Here is a 17,393-nt window from a genome sequence, read left to right on the forward strand (position 1 = left end):
ACGTTATTGATCGAACGTGATCGGCTGGTTCATGTAGGCATTCAGTTTCTGTCTTGCCCACGGCTCCGGATTACCGATTGCGGAAACGATGCCGGTCGTTGAGCCACCCCCGAGCAGCACGCTGAAGATACCTCGCAACGGGAAGTCACCGTACAGAGGGTTCGAAATGTCGAAGGGTTCGGAGCGGATGAACATGTCCTCCGCGGTGGCCCCCATGTATTGCTGGAATGCCTCCGGAAATTGCAACGCGAGAATGGTGGGATGCACGTTCTCGTAATTGGAGCCGATCGCAGGATCGCCCAGCAGGCAACTGCCGCCCGTTCCCCAGTGTTGGGAGTCGAAATCCGTCGCGACCGGATCGGTCGTGTTCGGAATGCGGCTCGCGGGCATCTGCCATGGCATCACCGGCAATTTAAGCGCGCGGCTGACCGCCTTGCAGAAATCGAAGTAGCGGTCCCATTCGCGAGGGCCGTAGCAGTAGCCGTTCACATAGGCGCGCTGCGTGAAGTCGTCGGCTTCGTACCGGTCGATCGCCAGGAAGTCGGGCTCGTAGGGCGCATCGTAGACGCCGAGGCTCGTCACATAGTCCGCGGTTTGCTGCGCCATCTGAGCCGGATCGATGCCGTCGTCGTAGATCCATTCCGAGTAGCCGACACCCCACAGATTGATCTGCCAGCCGAACGTTACGCTGGGCGCGACCGTGCGCGTCAGCCAGTTCACCGCGAGCACGTAGCCGGCTATGTTCTCGGCGATGTCGTCGGGAATGGCCGCCTTGATCGACCAGTGGTCGAGGGCTTGCTGTAGCGGCTCGCGCACCGGCATCGGGTAGGTCGCCCCGAAGTTGGCTTGCTGGCAAGCGCCGAGAAAGTCAGGGTTCACGATAAAGCCCGCGGGGACCGGGTGGTCGCTGTCGATGGCCTCCGTCGCGATGTTGAGCGCCAGAATGTAGTTGGAAAAACTGTGCGCGTGAGCGTCGGCATTGGCGAGGATGGTGGGCGTGTCGCCGAGCGACAGATTGCAGGTGTACGACACCATGACGGGCAAGACCGGCTGAGTATTTCCCAGTTGGAGTTCGACGTTGCGCGCGAGCGTGAGGGTCGCTCGGGTTTGCGGATCGTCGGTCAGGTAGACGGACGAATCGCCGGCGCCGTCCGTGCCGGCGTAGTCGAACACCGAGGTCGCGCGTGCCGCGGCGAAGTCCGCCTGGTTGGACGGCGTCAGGTCCGCACAGCCGCCGAAGCACAGGTAGGCCGGAAAGCCGCGCACACTGAGATTCGCCGATGCCTCGATCGTCACGTCGAGTGCGGCGCTGCCGCTGCCTGGCACGCTCAAGCTTGACGGCGTCTCGACTGCGTAGACGACGCCGGCGGAGAGGAAGTCGTCAGCCACTACGGTGTAGTCGCCTGGTTGAACGAGGGCCGAGAAAGCGGTCTGTTGCGATGTTGCCGTGACGTTCTGCAGATAGTTCATGCTGCCGCCAATCAGACGCAACGGGAGCTGGCGGTCGACTGGATGGTCGACGGTGACATTGATCGCGACCCGGGTATATCCCGTGGTGTCGACGTTTTCTGTCTGCACCATGGAATTGTCGATGGTTATGGTCTGCAGTGCGTTCGTCAGCGTGACAAGCGGTACGTTGAACGAATAATCGACATTGTCGAGTGCGATGTTCTCAATCGACACCCGCGCCGTGCCCGATGGCGGTAGCTTGCGCAGGGACGTGACGTGGTTGGTCGTGGTGGTGAACAAGGCCAGCGTTTCGCCTGTCGCGCTGTCCGTCAATGTGACATTGAGTGTTTCGGTCGATAACCCTGATAGCGATCCAACCGAAATATCAAGCGCGCAATAGTATTCGACGGGAGCGAACGTGACCCCGAGCGTGGTTGTTGCGCCTGCCACGACGTCGAGCGTGTTGCGGTCGATTACAAGCGGCGCAATGACCGTCTGATCGCTTGTGCTGACGCTGTCGCCCGTCACCGCGTAGGTCCCTTGATCCACGGTGATGCTGACCGTGGCGCCATAATCGAGCGGCATCGTGACGACTGCGCTGCCTCGCGTGAGGGTGAGGGCGGGCGCAATGCCGGCGAGCGCCGGATCCGGCGCGGGCGCGCAAGTTGCGGACACCGTTCCGGTGATGGCCGGAGCCTGGTCGGCGGCGAACACGAATGAATCGAGCCAGGTCTGCGAGTCGGTCAAGAGGTCACCGTCCACGCCGATCGTAATTTGATCGGCCCGCTGCATCGTATAGCTGGTTGTGTATTGGATCGTGGCCGTTACGTCGAAGGTGCCATCGCCAATTTGCGTGGTGTCTGCCGTGATGTCGCCGGTCACCCATGTGCTAAACGACGGCTGGATTGCTGTGGCGTCGAGATTGGCCGGCGAGCGAAAGTTGAACTCGAGGAACTGATTGACGGTGACCGCGCTACCGTCTTCATAACGCAGGTTGGAAACGACGATCGTGCCATACCATTCGTTCGCGCCCGACCCAACGATTGCATCATATTCGATCTTCATACAAGCTCCGTTCAACGTAGGCCGGCGAACACCGAGCGCCCGCGCGGGCTAAAAAAAGTGCTATCCGGACAGTGGCTTATCAGTGATGCGCTCAATTTAATACGTATGCCTAAATAAAAATCTTGATATAAGAATGTGATTTCGGTCTTTAACCTCCTGGGGTTTGCGTGGATAAGGTGGGAAAGCCGACGGTAAGACGGCCGCCGGATGCAGATTGATTAGTTAAGCAGATTAAGTCGTTTGTCTTGTGACTGATTTATAGGTGGCGCGTGACCCTGTCCAAATGGGACAAGTCCGAATTTAATCTGCCGCTCGCGAAAGGCGCGAGGGATATGGGAAGGGTAGAAGGAAGCCGTGCTGATTGAAGCTCATCCAGCACGGCCTCAGGCAAAACGTGACGGGCTTAGTGCTTGCCTGTGCTGCCGAAGCCGCCGGCGCCGCGTTCACTGGTTTCAAAATCGTCGACGATATTGAACTCCGCTTGCACGACCGGCACGATCACCAGTTGCGCAAGACGTTCCATCGGATTCAACACGAACGTGGTCTCGCCACGGTTCCACGTCGAAATCATCAGTTGACCTTGGTAATCCGAATCGATCAGGCCGATCAGATTGCCCAGTACGATCCCGTGCTTATGCCCCAGGCCCGAACGCGGCAGAATCAACGCGGCATAGCCCGAATCGCCGACGTGAATCGCCAGGCCCGTCGGCACCAAAGCTGTCTCGCCGGGTTTCAGCGTCAACGGTTCGTCGAGGCACGCGCGCAGGTCGAGGCCCGCGCTGCCGGTGGTGGCGTAAGCCGGGAGCTGATCGCGCATGCGCGCGTCGAGGATCTTCAGGTCGAGTTTCATGCAGGTTCGAAGGTTAAGAAGTGGAGGCCGGGCGTTCGAGCTGGAACGCTTCGGCAAGAAGTTCATAGGAGCGCAACCGGGCGCGGTAGCTGCCCGCCACGGTGAGCACGATCAGTTCGTCGGCGTCGAACTGTTCCTGCAACGAGTGCAAGCGCTCGGTGACGGCTTCCGGCGTGCCGATGATGCTGCGCGGCTTCTCACGATCGATCACCAGACGCTCGCGCTCGCCGTATTCCTGCGCGACGCCCTGTTCGATCGTCGGGATCGGTTCGTTCAGGCCGTAGGCCATTTGCACGCGGCGCAGATCGACGGCTTTTTCCAGATCGGCCGCTTCCTGTTCGGTGTCGGCGCAAATCACGAATACGGCGGCCGCCAGATACGCTTGTTGAATGTCCTGACCGGCCTTGAAGCGCTCGCGATACGCCTGCGCGACCTGATGCCCGAAATGCGCGTTGATGAAGTGCGCAAACGCGAAGGGAATGCCGAGTTGAGCCGCCAGCAAGCCGCCGAATTCGCTCGACCCGAGCATCCAAACCTGTGGACGCGTATCGATTTGCGGCTGCAGCAGCACGCCGCTCGCAATGTGATCGGCGGGCAAGGTGCCGTGTATCAGCCCAAGCAGATCGGCCACCTGCTGCGGAAAAATATCGCCGCGATTATAGGCTCCCGCAGCGAGGGCTTGCGCCGTGCGCATGTCGCCGCCGGGCGCGCGTCCCACGCCCAGATCGATGCGATTGGGGAACAGCGCTTCAAGCATCATGAATTGCTCGGCGACCTTGAACGGGCTGTAGTACGGCAGCATCACGCCGCCGGAACCGAGTCGGATGTGCCGGGTCACGCTGCCGAGGCGCGCGAGCATCACCTCGGGACAGGGGTTCGACACGCCGCGCAAGCCGTGATGCTCGGCGCACCAGTAACGCGTATAGCCAAGGTCGTCGGCGAGTTGCGCGAGTTCGACCGTGGCGGCAATCGCATCCGCCACCGAGTGCCCGGCAATCACGGGCGTTTGATCGAGTACGGAGAGTCGCGTCATGTCAGTACCGCTCCAGATGATTCCCTTCGCCAACGCGACTCGCGGCGACCGCATTCAGGCGGCCGCCGGAATCGCTCAGCGAATCAGACTTGTGTCGGGCAGACGCTTCGCGATCTCCGCGATCAGCGCGCGCGCGAGCGTCTGCTTGTCGGCGCGTGGCAGCTTCGTGGCGCCGTGTGCTTCGAACAGGATCACTTCGTTGTCGTCGAGACCGAAGGTCAGCGGGCCGAGATTGCCGATCAGAAGCGGCACGTTTTTGCGGACGCGCTTTTCTTCGCCGTGTACTTCCAGATCGCCGCTTTCCGCGGCGAAACCGACTGCAAACGGTGGATGCGGCAGCTTCGCCACCGAGGCCAGAATGTCCGGATTTTCAACAAAGGAAAACGTGGGCAGCGCACGATCCGCGGTCTTCTTGATCTTGTGCTCGCTGGCGTGATCGACGCGCCAATCGGCTACCGCGGCCACGCCGATGAAAATGTCCGCGTCCGCGACCGAGCGCATCACCGCGTCATGCATTTGCTGCGCGGTTTGCACGTCCTGGCGGAACACGCCCCACGGCGTTTCGAGCGCGACGGGGCCGGCGATCAGATGCACCTCGGCGCCGGCCTGTTGCGCGGCGCGTGCCAGCGCGAAGCCCATCTTGCCGCTGGAGCGGTTGGTGATGCCGCGCACCGGGTCGAGCGGTTCGAACGTCGGCCCGGCGGTCAGTAGCACGCGCTTGCCGGCGAGGATTTTCGGCGCGAAGAAGGAGGCGATAGCTTCGTAAGTGGCCGCGGCTTCGAGCATGCGGCCGTCGCCGACTTCGCCGCACGCCTGCGGGCCGGAATCAGGTCCGAGCACTTCGATGCCGTCCGCGCGCAATTGGGCGACGTTGCGTTGCGTGGCCGGGTTCTGCCACATTTGCCGGTTCATGGCCGGCACCACCAGCAACGGACAATCGCGGGCAACACACAAGGTGGACAGCAAATCGTCGGCCATGCCGTGCGCGAGTTTGGCGAGGAAGTCGGTCGAGGCGGGCGCGATCACGATCGCATCCGCTTCGCGCGACAGATCGATGTGCGCCATGTTGTTCGGCACGCGTCCGTCCCACTGGCTCGTGTAGACCGGGCGGCCCGAGAGCGCCTGCATGGTGACGGGGGTGATAAATTGCGTGGCTGCTTCGGTCATGACGACCTGCACGGTCGCGCCGGCCTTGGTCAACAGACGCGTGAGTTCGGCGATCTTGTAGCAGGCAATGCCGCCCGTCATGCCGAGGACGAGGTGTTTTCCTGCGAGTTCTGCGGTTGCCAACGAAAGCCTCCGACAAAGCGTGGTGGCGGACAGCGAGGCGTTGCGTCCCCGCCGCCGCGTCTTTCAAAGCGTACTTGCGCGCAAACGTCAGTGCGTGAAGTCAGCGTGTGCGCTTAGCGCGAGCCGCGCACGCGCCGCAGTTCGTCGAGCACGAGCAGCACCGCGCCGACCGTAATCGCGCTGTCGGCGAGATTGAACGCCGGCCAGTGCCACGTGCGCACGTGGAAATCGAGGAAGTCGATCACGTGGCCATACGCGAGCCGGTCGATCACGTTGCCGAGCGCGCCGCCGAGAATCAGCGCGAGCGCCGTGCAGAACATTTTCTGCCCGCCGTGGCGCTTGAGCAGATAGCAGATCACCAGCGCGGCCACCACGCCGAGCGCGGTGAACGCCCAGCGTTGCCAGCCGCCCGCCATGGCGAGGAAGCTGAATGCCGCGCCGCGGTTGTACACGAGGATCAGATTAAAGAACGACGTGACCTCGTGCGCGACACCGTAGGCGAACACTTTCTGCACGGCGATTTTCGTCAGCTGATCGAACAGGATGACGATCAGCGCGACGCCCAGCCAGGGCGCCAGCGAACCGTTTGCAGCAGATGTTTTCGACGCGGTTTTCGACATGGTTCTGGCCATTATGCCGCGCTCCTGACTTCACCGTTGCCGAACAGATTGCTGAAGCAGCGGCCGCACAGCGTGGGGTGTTCGGCGTTCGCGCCGACGTCCGCGCGGTAGTGCCAGCAGCGTTCGCACTTCAGATACTGCGAGGCGATGACTTCGACGCCTTCTTCCGCTTCGCTGTCGACCTTCACCACGCTTGCCGCGGACGTGATCAGCACGAACTTCAGGTCGTCGCCGAGGCTCGTGAGCGCGTCGTAACGCGCGCCGCTCGCGCGGATTTCCACTTCCGCCTGCAACGACGAACCGATCAGGTTCGCCACGCGCGCTTCCTCGAGCGCCTTGGTCACGTCGCTGCGTGCGGCGCGCAGGAGCGTCCATTTGTCGAGCAGAGCACCGGCTTCCGGCACGGCCGGGAACGCGTGATACGTCTCGGTGTAGATCGTTTCGCTATTCGGCTGGAAGATCTTCCACGCTTCTTCGGCGGTGAACGACAGGAACGGCGCCATCAGACGCAGCAGGCCATGCGCGATGTGATACAGCGCGGTCTGCGCCGAGCGGCGCGCGACGGAGTCCGCGGCGGTCGTGTACAGGCGGTCCTTCAATACGTCCAGATAGAAGCCGCCGAGGTCTTCCGAGCAGAACGTCTGCAGCTTGGCGACCACCGGGTGGAATTCGTACTTGTCGTAGTGCGAGAGGATATCGTTCTGCAGATTCGCCGACAGCGCCACCGCATAGCGATCGATCTCGAGCCAGTCTTCGACCGGATGCGCGTGTTGCGCGAAGTCGAAGTCCGACAGATTCGCGAGCAGGAAGCGCAGCGTGTTGCGGATACGGCGATAGCCTTCCGTCACACGCTTCAGGATTTCTTCCGAGATCGCCAGTTCGCCCGAGTAATCGGTCGACGCGATCCACAGGCGGATGATTTCCGCGCCGAGGCGGTTCGCCACTTCATGCGGATCGATACCGTTGCCGAGCGACTTGCTCATCTTGCGGCCTTCGCCGTCCACGGTGAAGCCGTGCGTGAGCAGCGCGTTGTACGGCGGACGGCCGTCGAGCATCGAAGCGGTCAGCAGCGACGAATGGAACCAGCCGCGGTGCTGATCCGAGCCTTCCAGATACAGGTCGGCCGGGAATTGCAGTTCGTCTTTGTGCGAGCCGCGCAGCACGTGCCAATGCGTGGTGCCCGAATCGAACCACACGTCGAGCGTATCGCGGTTCTTTTCGTACATGTTGGCGTCGTCGCCGAGCAACTCGCGCGGGTCGAGCGTTTGCCATGCTTCGATGCCGGCCTTTTCCACACGTTGCGCGACTTCTTCAAGCAACTCCAGCGTACGCGGATGCAGTTCGCCGGTTTCCTTGTGCACGAAGAACGCCATCGGCACGCCCCATTGGCGTTGGCGCGACAGCGTCCAGTCCGGGCGGTTGGCGATCATGCTGAACAGACGCTGCTTGCCCCATGCGGGATAGAAGGCGGTGTTCTCGATGCCTTCCAGCGCGGTTTCGCGCAACGTCTTGTCGGTATCGGTCGGCTTCACGTCCATGCCGGCGAACCATTGCGAGGTGGCGCGGTAGATGATCGGCGTCTTGTGGCGCCAGCAGTGCATGTAGCTGTGCGTGTACTTCTCGGTGCGCATCAGCGTGCCGGCACCTTGCAACGCTTCGACGATCTGCGGGTTGGCCGCCCAGATCGACAGGCCGCCGAACAGCGCGAGCGATTCGATATAGCGGCCGTCGCCCATCACCGGATTGATGATGTCGGAATCCGCCATGCCGTGCGCCTTGCACGACACGAAGTCTTCCACGCCGTACGCCGGCGACGAGTGCACGATACCCGTACCCGTTTCGGTCGTCACGTAGTCGCCGAGATAAACCGGCGCCGTGCGCTTGTAGCCCGGATGCGCGGACGCGAGCGGGTGATGGAAGCGCAGATTGACGAGCTTCGCACCCGGCGTGGTGGCGACGATCGTGCCTTCGAGCCCGTACAGCTTCAGGCACGCTTCAACGCGCTCTTCAGCAAGGATCAGCAGGCCGCGCGGCGTGTCGACCAGCGCGTAGACGATTTCCGGATGCAGGTTCAGCGCCTGGTTGGCGGGGATAGTCCACGGCGTGGTGGTCCAGATCACGATGCCGCCTTCGTTGCGCGGCAGCGCATTCAAACCGAACGCTTGCGCCGTTTTTTCCGGCTCGGCGAAGCTGAACAGCACGTCGATGGTCGGATCGGTCTTGTCCTTGTATTCGACTTCCGCTTCGGCGAGTGCCGAGCCGCAGTCGAAACACCAGTTCACCGGCTTCAGGCCGCGGAACACGTAGCCTTTCTCCATGATCTTCGCGAGCGCGCGGATTTCGCCGGCTTCGTTCGTGAAGTTCATGGTCTTGTACGGATTGTCCCAGTCGCCGAGCACGCCCAGCCGCCGGAAGCCAACCTTCTGCTTCTCGATCTGCTCGGTCGCGTAGGCGCGCGCCTTCTGCATTACTTCGGCTGCCGGCAGCGACTTGCCGAACTGCTTTTCGATCTGGATTTCAATCGGCATGCCGTGGCAATCCCAGCCCGGCACGTAGACCGCGTCGAAGCCCGCCAGATTGCGCGCCTTGACGATCATGTCCTTCAGGATCTTGTTCACCGCGTGGCCGAGGTGGATGTCGCCGTTCGCATACGGCGGGCCGTCGTGCAGGATGAACTTCTTGCGGCCCTTGGAGGCGGCGCGGATCGTTTCGTAGACCTTGCGCTCCTGCCATTCCTTGACCCATTGCGGCTCGCGCTTGGGCAGGTCGCCGCGCATCGGAAACGGCGTGTCGAGCAGGTTGACCGGGTAGCGTGACTGCGGTTTCGAATCGGCTTTCTTATTGCTCATGATGAGGTCGCGGTGAATTCTTTCTATGCGCGGTAGCGCGCGGAATGCGCACGATGCGCGAGGGCGTTGGGCGCGCCCGGCAGGCATGTCGCGTGATCCACGGACGCCCTTCGATGCGCGCGGCGAGGGTCCACGCACGCGGCGCTTGAGCGCCTGCATGGACCACGGCGGTTATCTAATTCGGTCGGTGGCCGAGGTGGCGAAGCCGGTGGAACGGCTGCCCGGCGTGCCGGCGCCGATAGCCGCGAACCACGCGCGCGCGTTGACGACGTCGCGCTTGATGGCGGCGGTTAGCGTTTCGAGGTCGATGTACTTTTCCTCGTCGCGCAGCTTCTTCAGGAATTCGACGCGCACGAGTTTGCCATATGCGTCGCCATGCCAGTCGAGCAGGTGAACTTCGAGCAGCACGCGGCCGGAATCGTCTACCGTGGGACGCAGGCCGAGGCTCGCGACGCCCGGCAGCGGCTCGTCCGCCACGCCGTGCACGCGCACCACGAAAATGCCCGCGAGCGCCGGGCGCTTGTGGGCGATCGGCACATTGAGCGTGGGGAAGCCGAGATCGCGCCCGAGCTTCATGCCGTGCACGACATGGCCGCTGATCAGATAATCGCGGCCCAGCGCGGCACGCGCCGAGTCGAGGTCGCCCGCCACCAGCGCGGCGCGCACGCCAGAGCTGGAAATGCGCGCGCCTGACGGATCGGCCACCGTGGCCATCTGCTCGACTTCGAAACCGTACTGCTGACCCGCCGCCTTGAGCGACCCGAAGTCGCCCGCGCGCTTCGCGCCGTAGCGGAAGTCGTCGCCGATCATCACCCAGCGCGCGTGCAGTCCGTTGACGATGATCCGTTCGACGAACGTGTCCGGCGACTGGCTCGCGAACGTGTGATTGAAGTGCTCGACGACCACCCGATCGACGCCGTTGGTGCGCAGCGCCTCGAGCTTGTCGCGCAGCATGGCGATGCGCGGCGGCGCGCCCGCCGGGTTGAAGAACTCGCGCGGGTGCGGCTCGAAGGTCATCACGCAGACGGGCAGGCCGCGCGCGTCGGCAGCCGCGCGCACGTGGGCGAGCAAAGCCTGATGGCCGCGGTGGACACCGTCGAAGTTGCCGATGGTCAGTGCGCAGGGCGCACGGCTTTCAGCATTGGGAAGACCGCGGAAGACTCTCACGATAGCGGGTTTGAGATGGAGCGGGCGGGGTGCCGCAAAACAAACGATTATAAACGTTCAGCGCAGTGGACGGCGGCGCGTCGCGGTTTCGGTGTCCCCGAATGATAAAATCCGCGGATGAAAAAACTCGTCATCCTGATTTCCGGACGGGGAAGCAACATGGAAGCCATCGTTCGAGCCTGCTCGAACGAGGCCTGGCCGGCGCAAGTCGCCGCCGTGATTGCCAACCGTCCCGACGCCGCGGGCCTTGCGTTCGCGGCGTCGCACGGCATTGCCACGGCGGTGGTCGACCACCGCCAGTTTCCCGACCGCGACAGCTTCGACGCCGCGCTGGCCGAGCAAATCGATAGTTTTGCGCCCGACCTGGTCGTGCTCGCTGGATTCATGCGGGTGCTGACGGCCGGTTTCGTCGATCATTACGCCGGGCGCATGCTGAACGTGCATCCGTCGCTGCTGCCGAGCTTTCCGGGCCTGAAAACCCATCAGCAGGCGCTCGACGCGGGCGTGCGGCTGCACGGCGCGTCCGTGCATTTTGTCACGTCGCAACTGGATCACGGGCCGATCGTCGCGCAGGCGGCGGTGCCCGTCGAGACGGGCGACACCCCCGCCATGCTCGCCGAACGCGTGCTGGCAACCGAACACATCATTTATCCACGCGCGGTGCGCTGGTTCGTCGAAGGGCGCCTTGCTCTGGACGGCCTGCGCGTCACGCTTACGCCGCCGGAGCCGCAATGGCTCTTTGCCGGTCACACCGCCGGAGAGGGCGCATGAGATTGCATGGTTTTTTGATTGGACAAACTGAGACTTTGTTGGCTGAAGTCCTAAAACTGACCGGCCCGGCCGATGCCACCACCAGCCGTTTCTTCCGCGCTCATCCGAAGCTCGGGCACGGCGAGCGCGGCGTGATCGCCGAGGCCGTTTTCGCGGTGCTGCGCCGCCGGATGGAGTTCGCCCATCTGGCCGAAGGCGGCGCGGGCAACCCGGCGCGCCGCATGGCATTGCTCGGCCTGATGCAGACGGCGGGGCGCAATGCGCTCAAGCCGTTCGTGTCGGAACAGGAGTTGAGCTGGCTTGAACATGTGTCGAAGATCGACCCGGAAAGCCTGCCGCTGCGGATTCGCCTGAATCTGCCTGACTGGATCTATCAGGCGCTGGCCAAGCGTTTCGAACCCGCCGAACTGGCGCAACTCGCCGCGGCGCTGAACTACCCGGCGCCGCTGGATCTGCGCGCAAACCCGATCAAGGCCAGCCGCGACGACGTGTTGAACGCGCTGTCGAAGGCCGGCATCGAGGGCGGCGCGACACCGTTCGCACCGTTCGGCGTGCGCGTGGTCGGCAAGCCGCCGCTCACCAAGCTCGACGCGTTTCAGCACGGCTGGGTCGAAGTGCAGGATGAAGGCAGCCAGTTGCTGTGCTCGCTGGTCGCGCCCAAACGCGGCGAGATGATCGTCGACTTCTGCGCCGGCGCGGGCGGTAAGACGCTGGCGCTGGGCGCCGCAATGCGCTCCACCGGACGGCTGTACGCCTTCGACATCTCCGAGCGGCGTCTCGCCAAGCTCAAGCCGCGGCTTGCGCGCAGTGGTCTGTCGAACGTGAACCCGGTTCTGATCGACAGCGAACACGACGCCAAGATCAAGCGGCTCGCCGGCAAGATCGACCGCGTGCTGGTCGACGCGCCGTGCAGCGGCTTGGGCACGCTGCGTCGTAATCCGGATCTGAAGTGGCGCCAGTCGCCGGAATCGGTGGCCGAACTGGCGCCGAAGCAGGCGTCGATTCTGACCAGCGCGGCGCGTCTGGTGAAAAAGGGCGGGCGGCTCGTTTATGCCACCTGCTCGATCCTGGAAGCGGAAAACGAAGCCGTGGTGCAGCAATTCCTCGCCGACCATCCGGATTTCGCTCTGGTGCCTGCGCGCGACGTGCTGGCCGAGCAGCGTATCGATCTGGAAATGGGCGATTACCTGTCGCTGTGGCCGCACCGCCACGCAACCGACGGCTTCTTCGCCGCCGTGTTGGAACGCCAGAGCTAAGCGCAACAGGCTTTTGCCGGCGCACCTGGGTTCGATTCATCAACCTGTCCGTGCGTCGGCGATTGCGGCGACATCATGCAAAACCGTCTCTTCCCTCATACGTTCAGCGACCTCGGGCGCGACTTCGGTCAGCCCGTGATGCTGTGGCAGGTCGGCGTGCTGGCCGCGACCCTCGCGGGCGCCTGGCTGCTCGCGCGCGTGTTGCGCCGCGCGTTGGATCTACGCCGCCAGACGCGTTACCAGACACTGCGCTTCGGCGCGGAAAGCCTGAATCGCGCGTTCTTTCCGCTGATCGGCGCGGTCCTCGTGTGGCTTGCACGCTCGATCACCGGCCAGTTCATGCACACCGCGCTGCTCGATCTGGCTTTGGTGCCGCTGTTTGGTATCGGCTTGATTTACATCGTGTTTTTCTTCGCGCGACGGGTTTTCAGTCACGACGGCGAGACGCATCCGCTGCTTTTCCTCGTCGAGAAAATCGTCTCGGCGGTAGTCTGGGTCGGCATGGTGCTCACAGTCATGGGCATTCAGGACGACGTTGTCGCGTGGGCGGCCGGCGTGCATTTCAGCGTCGCCAACGCGCATCTGACGCTGCTCTCGCTCATCTCGGGTCTGCTGTGGGTGTGCGTGACGATGATCGTCGCGATGTGGCTCGGCGCCACGTTCGAAGACCGCCTGATGCGCTCGAAGACGCTCGACGCCAACCTGAAGGTCGTGGTGGCGCGGGTCGGCCGGGCGGCGTTCGTGCTGGCGGCGGTACTGATCAGCCTGTCGCTGGTCGGGATCGACATCACCGTGCTGGGCGTGTTCGGCGGCGCGTTGGGTGTCGGGCTCGGCTTCGGCCTGCAGAAGATCGCGAGCAACTATGTGTCGGGCTTCATCATCCTGATCGACCGCTCGCTGCGTATCGGCGACACGATCAACGTAAGCGGTCTGCAAGGCATGGTGACGCAAATCCGCACGCGCTACACGGTGGTGCGCGGACTGGACGGCATCGAAACGCTGATTCCGAACGAAAAGCTGATTACGGACGTGGTGCAGAACCAGTCGTCTTACCTGACGCGCGGCCACGCGAAGGCGGCCGTGCAGGTCGCCTACACGTGCGACGTCGACCAGGCCATGACCTTGCTTGCCCAAGCCGCGCAGGGCGTGCCGCGGGTGCTGCAGGAGCCGGCGCCGACGGCTTATCTGGCGGGTTTCGGTTCGGACGGTATCAACCTCGAACTGGGCTTCTGGATCGAGGATGCGGCGACCGGCACTTCGGGCGTGCGCTCGGCGGTCAACCGCAATATCTGGCGTCTGTTCTCCGAACACGATATAGCCATTCCGTTCGCGCAACGCGAAGTGCGAATAGTCGGCAATGTCAGCGACGTTATGCCGCAGCCGGTAACAATGACCGCCGCAGCAGTCAATCCGTCCGACAGCAGCCGCTGACGGGCACTCTACGCGCGCCGACGGGTCTATCAGAGACCTTTGGCGCGTTCCATCTGTTGATCCCGCACAAAAAATCCCTATTTGTTACAAACACTTGGAACGCTTCAAGTAGAATACCGTCCAATCCCGCTGTATGCTTTCACTTTCTTGACGCGCGCATTTTGCGCGTGTCTCGTGTCTCTCGTTCCACAGGTAAATTGCCTTGTTGAATTCTTTGCTCGACTTCCTTGCCCACGGTCTGTTGCAGTTCTCGTGGTGGCAACTTGTGCTGTACACGGCGATCGCGACGCACATCACGATCATCGGCGTGACGGTCTATTTGCATCGCTGCCAGGCGCACCGCGCGCTGGAGTTGCATCCGATCGTCAGTCATTTTTTCCGTTTCTGGCTGTGGATGACCACGGGCATGTTGACCGGCCAGTGGGCCGCGATTCACCGTAAGCACCACGCCAAATGCGAGACCGAAGAAGATCCGCACAGCCCGCAAACGCGCGGCATCTGGAAGGTGCTGCTCGAAGGCGCGGAACTGTATCGCGTCGAAGCGAAAAACGAAGAAACCATGCGCAAGTTCAGTCACGGCACGCCGAACGACTGGATGGAACGCAACGTGTACACCAAGTACCCGATCCTCGGCGTGAGCTTGATGATGGTGCTGAACGTCGCGCTGTTCGGCGTCGTCGGTCTGACCATCTGGGCCGTGCAAATGGTGTGGATCCCGTTCTGGGCCGCCGGCGTGGTCAACGGTCTCGCGCACTTCTGGGGCTATCGCAACTTCAACTCGTCGGATGCGAGCACCAACATCTTCCCGTGGGGCATCATCATCGGCGGTGAAGAGTTGCATAACAATCACCACACGTATGCGACGTCGGCCAAGCTGTCGAACAAATGGTACGAGTTCGATATCGGCTGGATGTATATCCGCATCATGTCGGCATTCCGTCTGGCCAAGGTGAAGAAGGTCGCGCCCACGCCGCGTCTGACCACCGGCAAGCTGGTGCTCGATCAGGACACGCTGCAAGCCGTGCTGGCCAACCGCTACGAAGTGATGGCGCGTTACGGCAAGGCGCTCAAGCGCGCCTATCGTCAGGAACTGGCGCATTTGAAGGAAGTCGGCGCGCGCGAGAAGTATCAGGTCATGCGTGGTGCGCGTAGCTGGTTCCACAAAGAAGAAGCAGGTCTGGACGAGCCGCAGAAACGTCAGCTGCCGCAAATCTTCGCGAACAGCCAGAAGCTCAAGACCTACATCGACATGCGTAATGAGCTGGCCGCCATGTGGGAGCGCTCGAATGCATCGCGCGATCAGTTGCTGATCCAGTTGCAGGACTGGTGTCATCGCGCTGAGCAGAGCGGTATTAAAGCGCTGCAAGAGTTTGCGATGCGACTGCGTCGTTATGCCTGATAGCGAAATCCATTAAAATCTCTGTACGTCACAAAACCCCGCGTTGGCGGGGTTTTGCTTTTTGGGCCGCGGAAACTGCAACGACACGCGATTGACAGTCCGCGGCGGCAGAGCGAAGGCAGAGGAGATCATGGATCAGCAGGCGATCAGGACCGTCGAATACGACCGGCCGCAGGCGCAGGGCACGACCTGCGGAATCGGGCAGGCGTGGGCGAAGGTGCCGGACATGCCGTCGGCGGAAGAGAAGGTAGCGCTGAAGGCACGTATCCGCGCATTGCTCGAGCGCGAGAAAGCGGTGCTTGTCGCGCACTATTATGTCGATGCGGAATTGCAGGAACTGGCGGACGAGACCGGCGGCTGCGTGGCCGACTCGCTGGAAATGGCGCGCTTCGGGCGCGATCATGCTGCGCAGACGCTAGTCGTCGTGGGCGTGCGCTTCATGGGCGAGACGGCCAAAATCCTCAGTCCGGACAAGCGCATTCTGATGCCGGATCTCGATGCGACCTGTTCGCTCGATCTCGGCTGCCCGGCCGAGGAATTCTCCGCTTTCTGCGACGCGCACCCGGACCGCACGGTGGTCGTGTACGCGAACACAAGTGCGGCGGTGAAGGCGCGTGCGGATTGGATGGTGACGTCGTCGATCGGTCTGGAAATCGTTGCTGATCTGCACGCGCGCGGCGAAAAGATCATCTGGGCGCCGGATCGGCACCTTGGCAGCTATATCCAGAACAAGACCGGTGCGGACATGCTGCTGTGGCAAGGTTCGTGTCTGGTGCACGACGAGTTCAAAGGTATCGAACTCGATCTGATGCGCGCCGAATATCCCGGCGCCAAAGTGTTGGTGCACCCGGAGTCGCCGGCTAATGTGGTCGCGCAAGCGGACGTGGTGGGATCGACCACCCAGTTGATCAACGCGGCGCAAAAACTCGACGCGACGCATTTCATCGTGGCGACCGATCTCGGCATTCTGCACAAGATGCAGCTCGCCGCGCCCGGCAAGACCTTGATTGCCGCACCGACGGCCGGCAACAGCGCGACCTGTAAGAGCTGCGCGCATTGCCCGTGGATGGCGATGAACGGCCTCGCGAATCTGGCCGAGGTGCTCGAGCGCGGCCACAACGAAATTTTCGTCGATCGTGCGATCGGTGAGCGCGCGCGTTTGCCGATCGACCGGATGCTGGACTTCGCGGCGCGCCACAAGAAGCGCGTGCAGGCAAGCGGCGATCTCGCGCGCGACACGCAACTGTATTCGAACGTGGGGGCGGCTTAATGGGCGTGGTAGAAGGCAACAAGCTCGAAGCGGTGTCGCCGCTGTTCGGTGAAATTTACGCGCAATACGGCGTGGCGTTTGATGCCGCGCTAGCGCGCAACGTGTCCGATGCACTGGCCGAAGATATCGGCGCGGGTGACCAGACGGGCCGCCTCGTTCCCGCTGACGACGTGCGCGACGCACGCATCATCGTGCGCGAAGGTGCGGTGCTGTGCGGCGTGCCGTGGTTTGAAGCGGTGATGCGCCAGGTCGATCCGCGTATCGAAGTCCAATGGCGTTATCGCGAAGGCGATCTGATGACGGCCAATTCAACGGTCTGTGAAATGCGCGGCCCCGTTCGCGCGTTGTTGACCGCGGAACGCAACGCGCTGAACTTCCTGCAATTGCTGTCGGGCGTGGCGAGCGCGACGCGCCGCTATGTCGATGCCGTCGCGCATACGCGAACGCGCATTCTCGACACGCGCAAGACCTTGCCGGGCTTGCGGCTCGCGCAGAAGTACGCGGTGCGCGTGGGCGGTGGGGCGAACCAACGGCTCGCGCTGTACGACGGTATTCTCATCAAGGAAAACCACATTGCCGCGGCCGGCGATGTGGGCGCGGCAATGGACGCGGCGCTGGCGCTGAATGCTGGCGTGTCGATCCAGATCGAAGTCGAGACGCTCGAGCAGTTGGAAACGGCGCTGGCTCATCGCGCGCAATCCATTCTGCTGGACAATTTCTCATTCGATGCCATGCGAGATGCCGTGGACATCACGGCGGGGCGAGCGGTGCTGGAGGTATCGGGCGGCGTGAACTTCGACACGGTGCGCACGATTGCGGAAACCGGCGTCGATCGCGTGTCGATCGGTGCGCTGACCAAAGACGTCCGCGCAACGGATTACTCGATGCGAATCGTCTGACGCCCAGGTTCGCAATCACTCATGTCCAATCGGACAAAAGGCCA

At 62.7% G+C, this 17,393-nt stretch carries 13 protein-coding genes; 6 read left to right on the forward strand and 7 right to left on the reverse strand.

The window, feature by feature from the left end:
* Positions 1–3: 3 nt before the first annotated feature.
* The 7 genes from B0G82_RS09980 to B0G82_RS10010 form a co-directional block, all read right to left on the reverse strand.
* Entirely contained in the window at positions 4–2,514 is a 2,511-nt protein-coding gene (locus B0G82_RS09980; protein WP_121307278.1) for a hypothetical protein, read from the reverse strand.
* Positions 2,515–2,917: 403 nt separating this feature from the next.
* Positions 2,918–3,364: a dUTP diphosphatase gene (gene dut / locus B0G82_RS09985; protein ID WP_116118143.1), complete on the reverse strand. Its 447-nt coding sequence runs from the start codon at positions 3,362–3,364 to the stop codon at positions 2,918–2,920.
* 13 nt (positions 3,365–3,377) lie between these two features.
* Positions 3,378–4,397: an LLM class flavin-dependent oxidoreductase gene (locus tag B0G82_RS09990; RefSeq protein ID WP_121307279.1), complete on the reverse strand. Its 1,020-nt coding sequence runs from the start codon at positions 4,395–4,397 to the stop codon at positions 3,378–3,380.
* A 75-nt stretch (positions 4,398–4,472) separates the two neighbouring features.
* Entirely contained in the window at positions 4,473–5,687 is a 1,215-nt protein-coding gene (gene coaBC / locus B0G82_RS09995) for a bifunctional phosphopantothenoylcysteine decarboxylase/phosphopantothenate--cysteine ligase CoaBC (RefSeq protein ID WP_121307280.1), read from the reverse strand.
* A 113-nt stretch (positions 5,688–5,800) separates the two neighbouring features.
* Positions 5,801–6,307 carry a signal peptidase II gene (gene lspA, locus B0G82_RS10000; RefSeq protein ID WP_106283460.1) on the reverse strand — a complete coding sequence of 169 codons (507 nt, stop codon included), beginning with the start codon at positions 6,305–6,307 and terminating at the stop codon, positions 5,801–5,803.
* 11 nt (positions 6,308–6,318) lie between these two features.
* Complete coding sequence (ileS, locus tag B0G82_RS10005; RefSeq protein ID WP_121307281.1) at positions 6,319–9,156, reverse strand: isoleucine--tRNA ligase; 2,838 nt, start codon at positions 9,154–9,156, stop codon at positions 6,319–6,321.
* A gap of 171 nt (positions 9,157–9,327) precedes the next feature.
* The gene (locus tag B0G82_RS10010) at positions 9,328–10,323 is read right to left on the reverse strand and encodes a bifunctional riboflavin kinase/FAD synthetase (protein WP_121307282.1); all 996 of its coding nucleotides are present in this window, start codon (positions 10,321–10,323) and stop codon (positions 9,328–9,330) included.
* Positions 10,324–10,440: 117 nt separating this feature from the next.
* Between B0G82_RS10010 and purN the strand changes: the two genes are divergently transcribed.
* The 6 genes from purN (at position 10,441) to nadC (ending at position 17,349) form a co-directional block, all read left to right on the forward strand.
* Positions 10,441–11,094, forward strand: a complete 654-nt coding sequence (gene purN / locus B0G82_RS10020) for a phosphoribosylglycinamide formyltransferase (protein WP_116118139.1) — start codon at positions 10,441–10,443, stop codon at positions 11,092–11,094.
* Entirely contained in the window at positions 11,091–12,350 is a 1,260-nt protein-coding gene (locus B0G82_RS10025) for an RsmB/NOP family class I SAM-dependent RNA methyltransferase (RefSeq protein WP_121307283.1), read from the forward strand. The genes purN and B0G82_RS10025 overlap by 4 nt, the downstream gene beginning before the upstream one ends.
* 75 nt (positions 12,351–12,425) lie before the next feature.
* Positions 12,426–13,781: a mechanosensitive ion channel domain-containing protein gene (locus B0G82_RS10030; protein ID WP_121307284.1), complete on the forward strand. Its 1,356-nt coding sequence runs from the start codon at positions 12,426–12,428 to the stop codon at positions 13,779–13,781.
* A 202-nt stretch (positions 13,782–13,983) separates the two neighbouring features.
* On the forward strand, positions 13,984–15,180 hold the full coding sequence (locus B0G82_RS10035; RefSeq protein ID WP_121307285.1) for a fatty acid desaturase: 1,197 nt from the start codon (positions 13,984–13,986) through the stop codon (positions 15,178–15,180).
* 130 nt (positions 15,181–15,310) lie between these two features.
* Entirely contained in the window at positions 15,311–16,450 is a 1,140-nt protein-coding gene (nadA, locus tag B0G82_RS10040) for a quinolinate synthase NadA (protein ID WP_121307286.1), read from the forward strand.
* Complete coding sequence (gene nadC, locus B0G82_RS10045; protein WP_121307287.1) at positions 16,450–17,349, forward strand: carboxylating nicotinate-nucleotide diphosphorylase; 900 nt, start codon at positions 16,450–16,452, stop codon at positions 17,347–17,349. Before nadA ends, nadC begins: the two co-directional genes overlap by 1 nt.
* The last annotated feature ends 44 nt before the right edge of the window (positions 17,350–17,393 follow it).

This window comes from Paraburkholderia sp. BL17N1 (assembly GCF_003634175.1).
GTDB lineage: Bacteria > Pseudomonadota > Gammaproteobacteria > Burkholderiales > Burkholderiaceae > Paraburkholderia.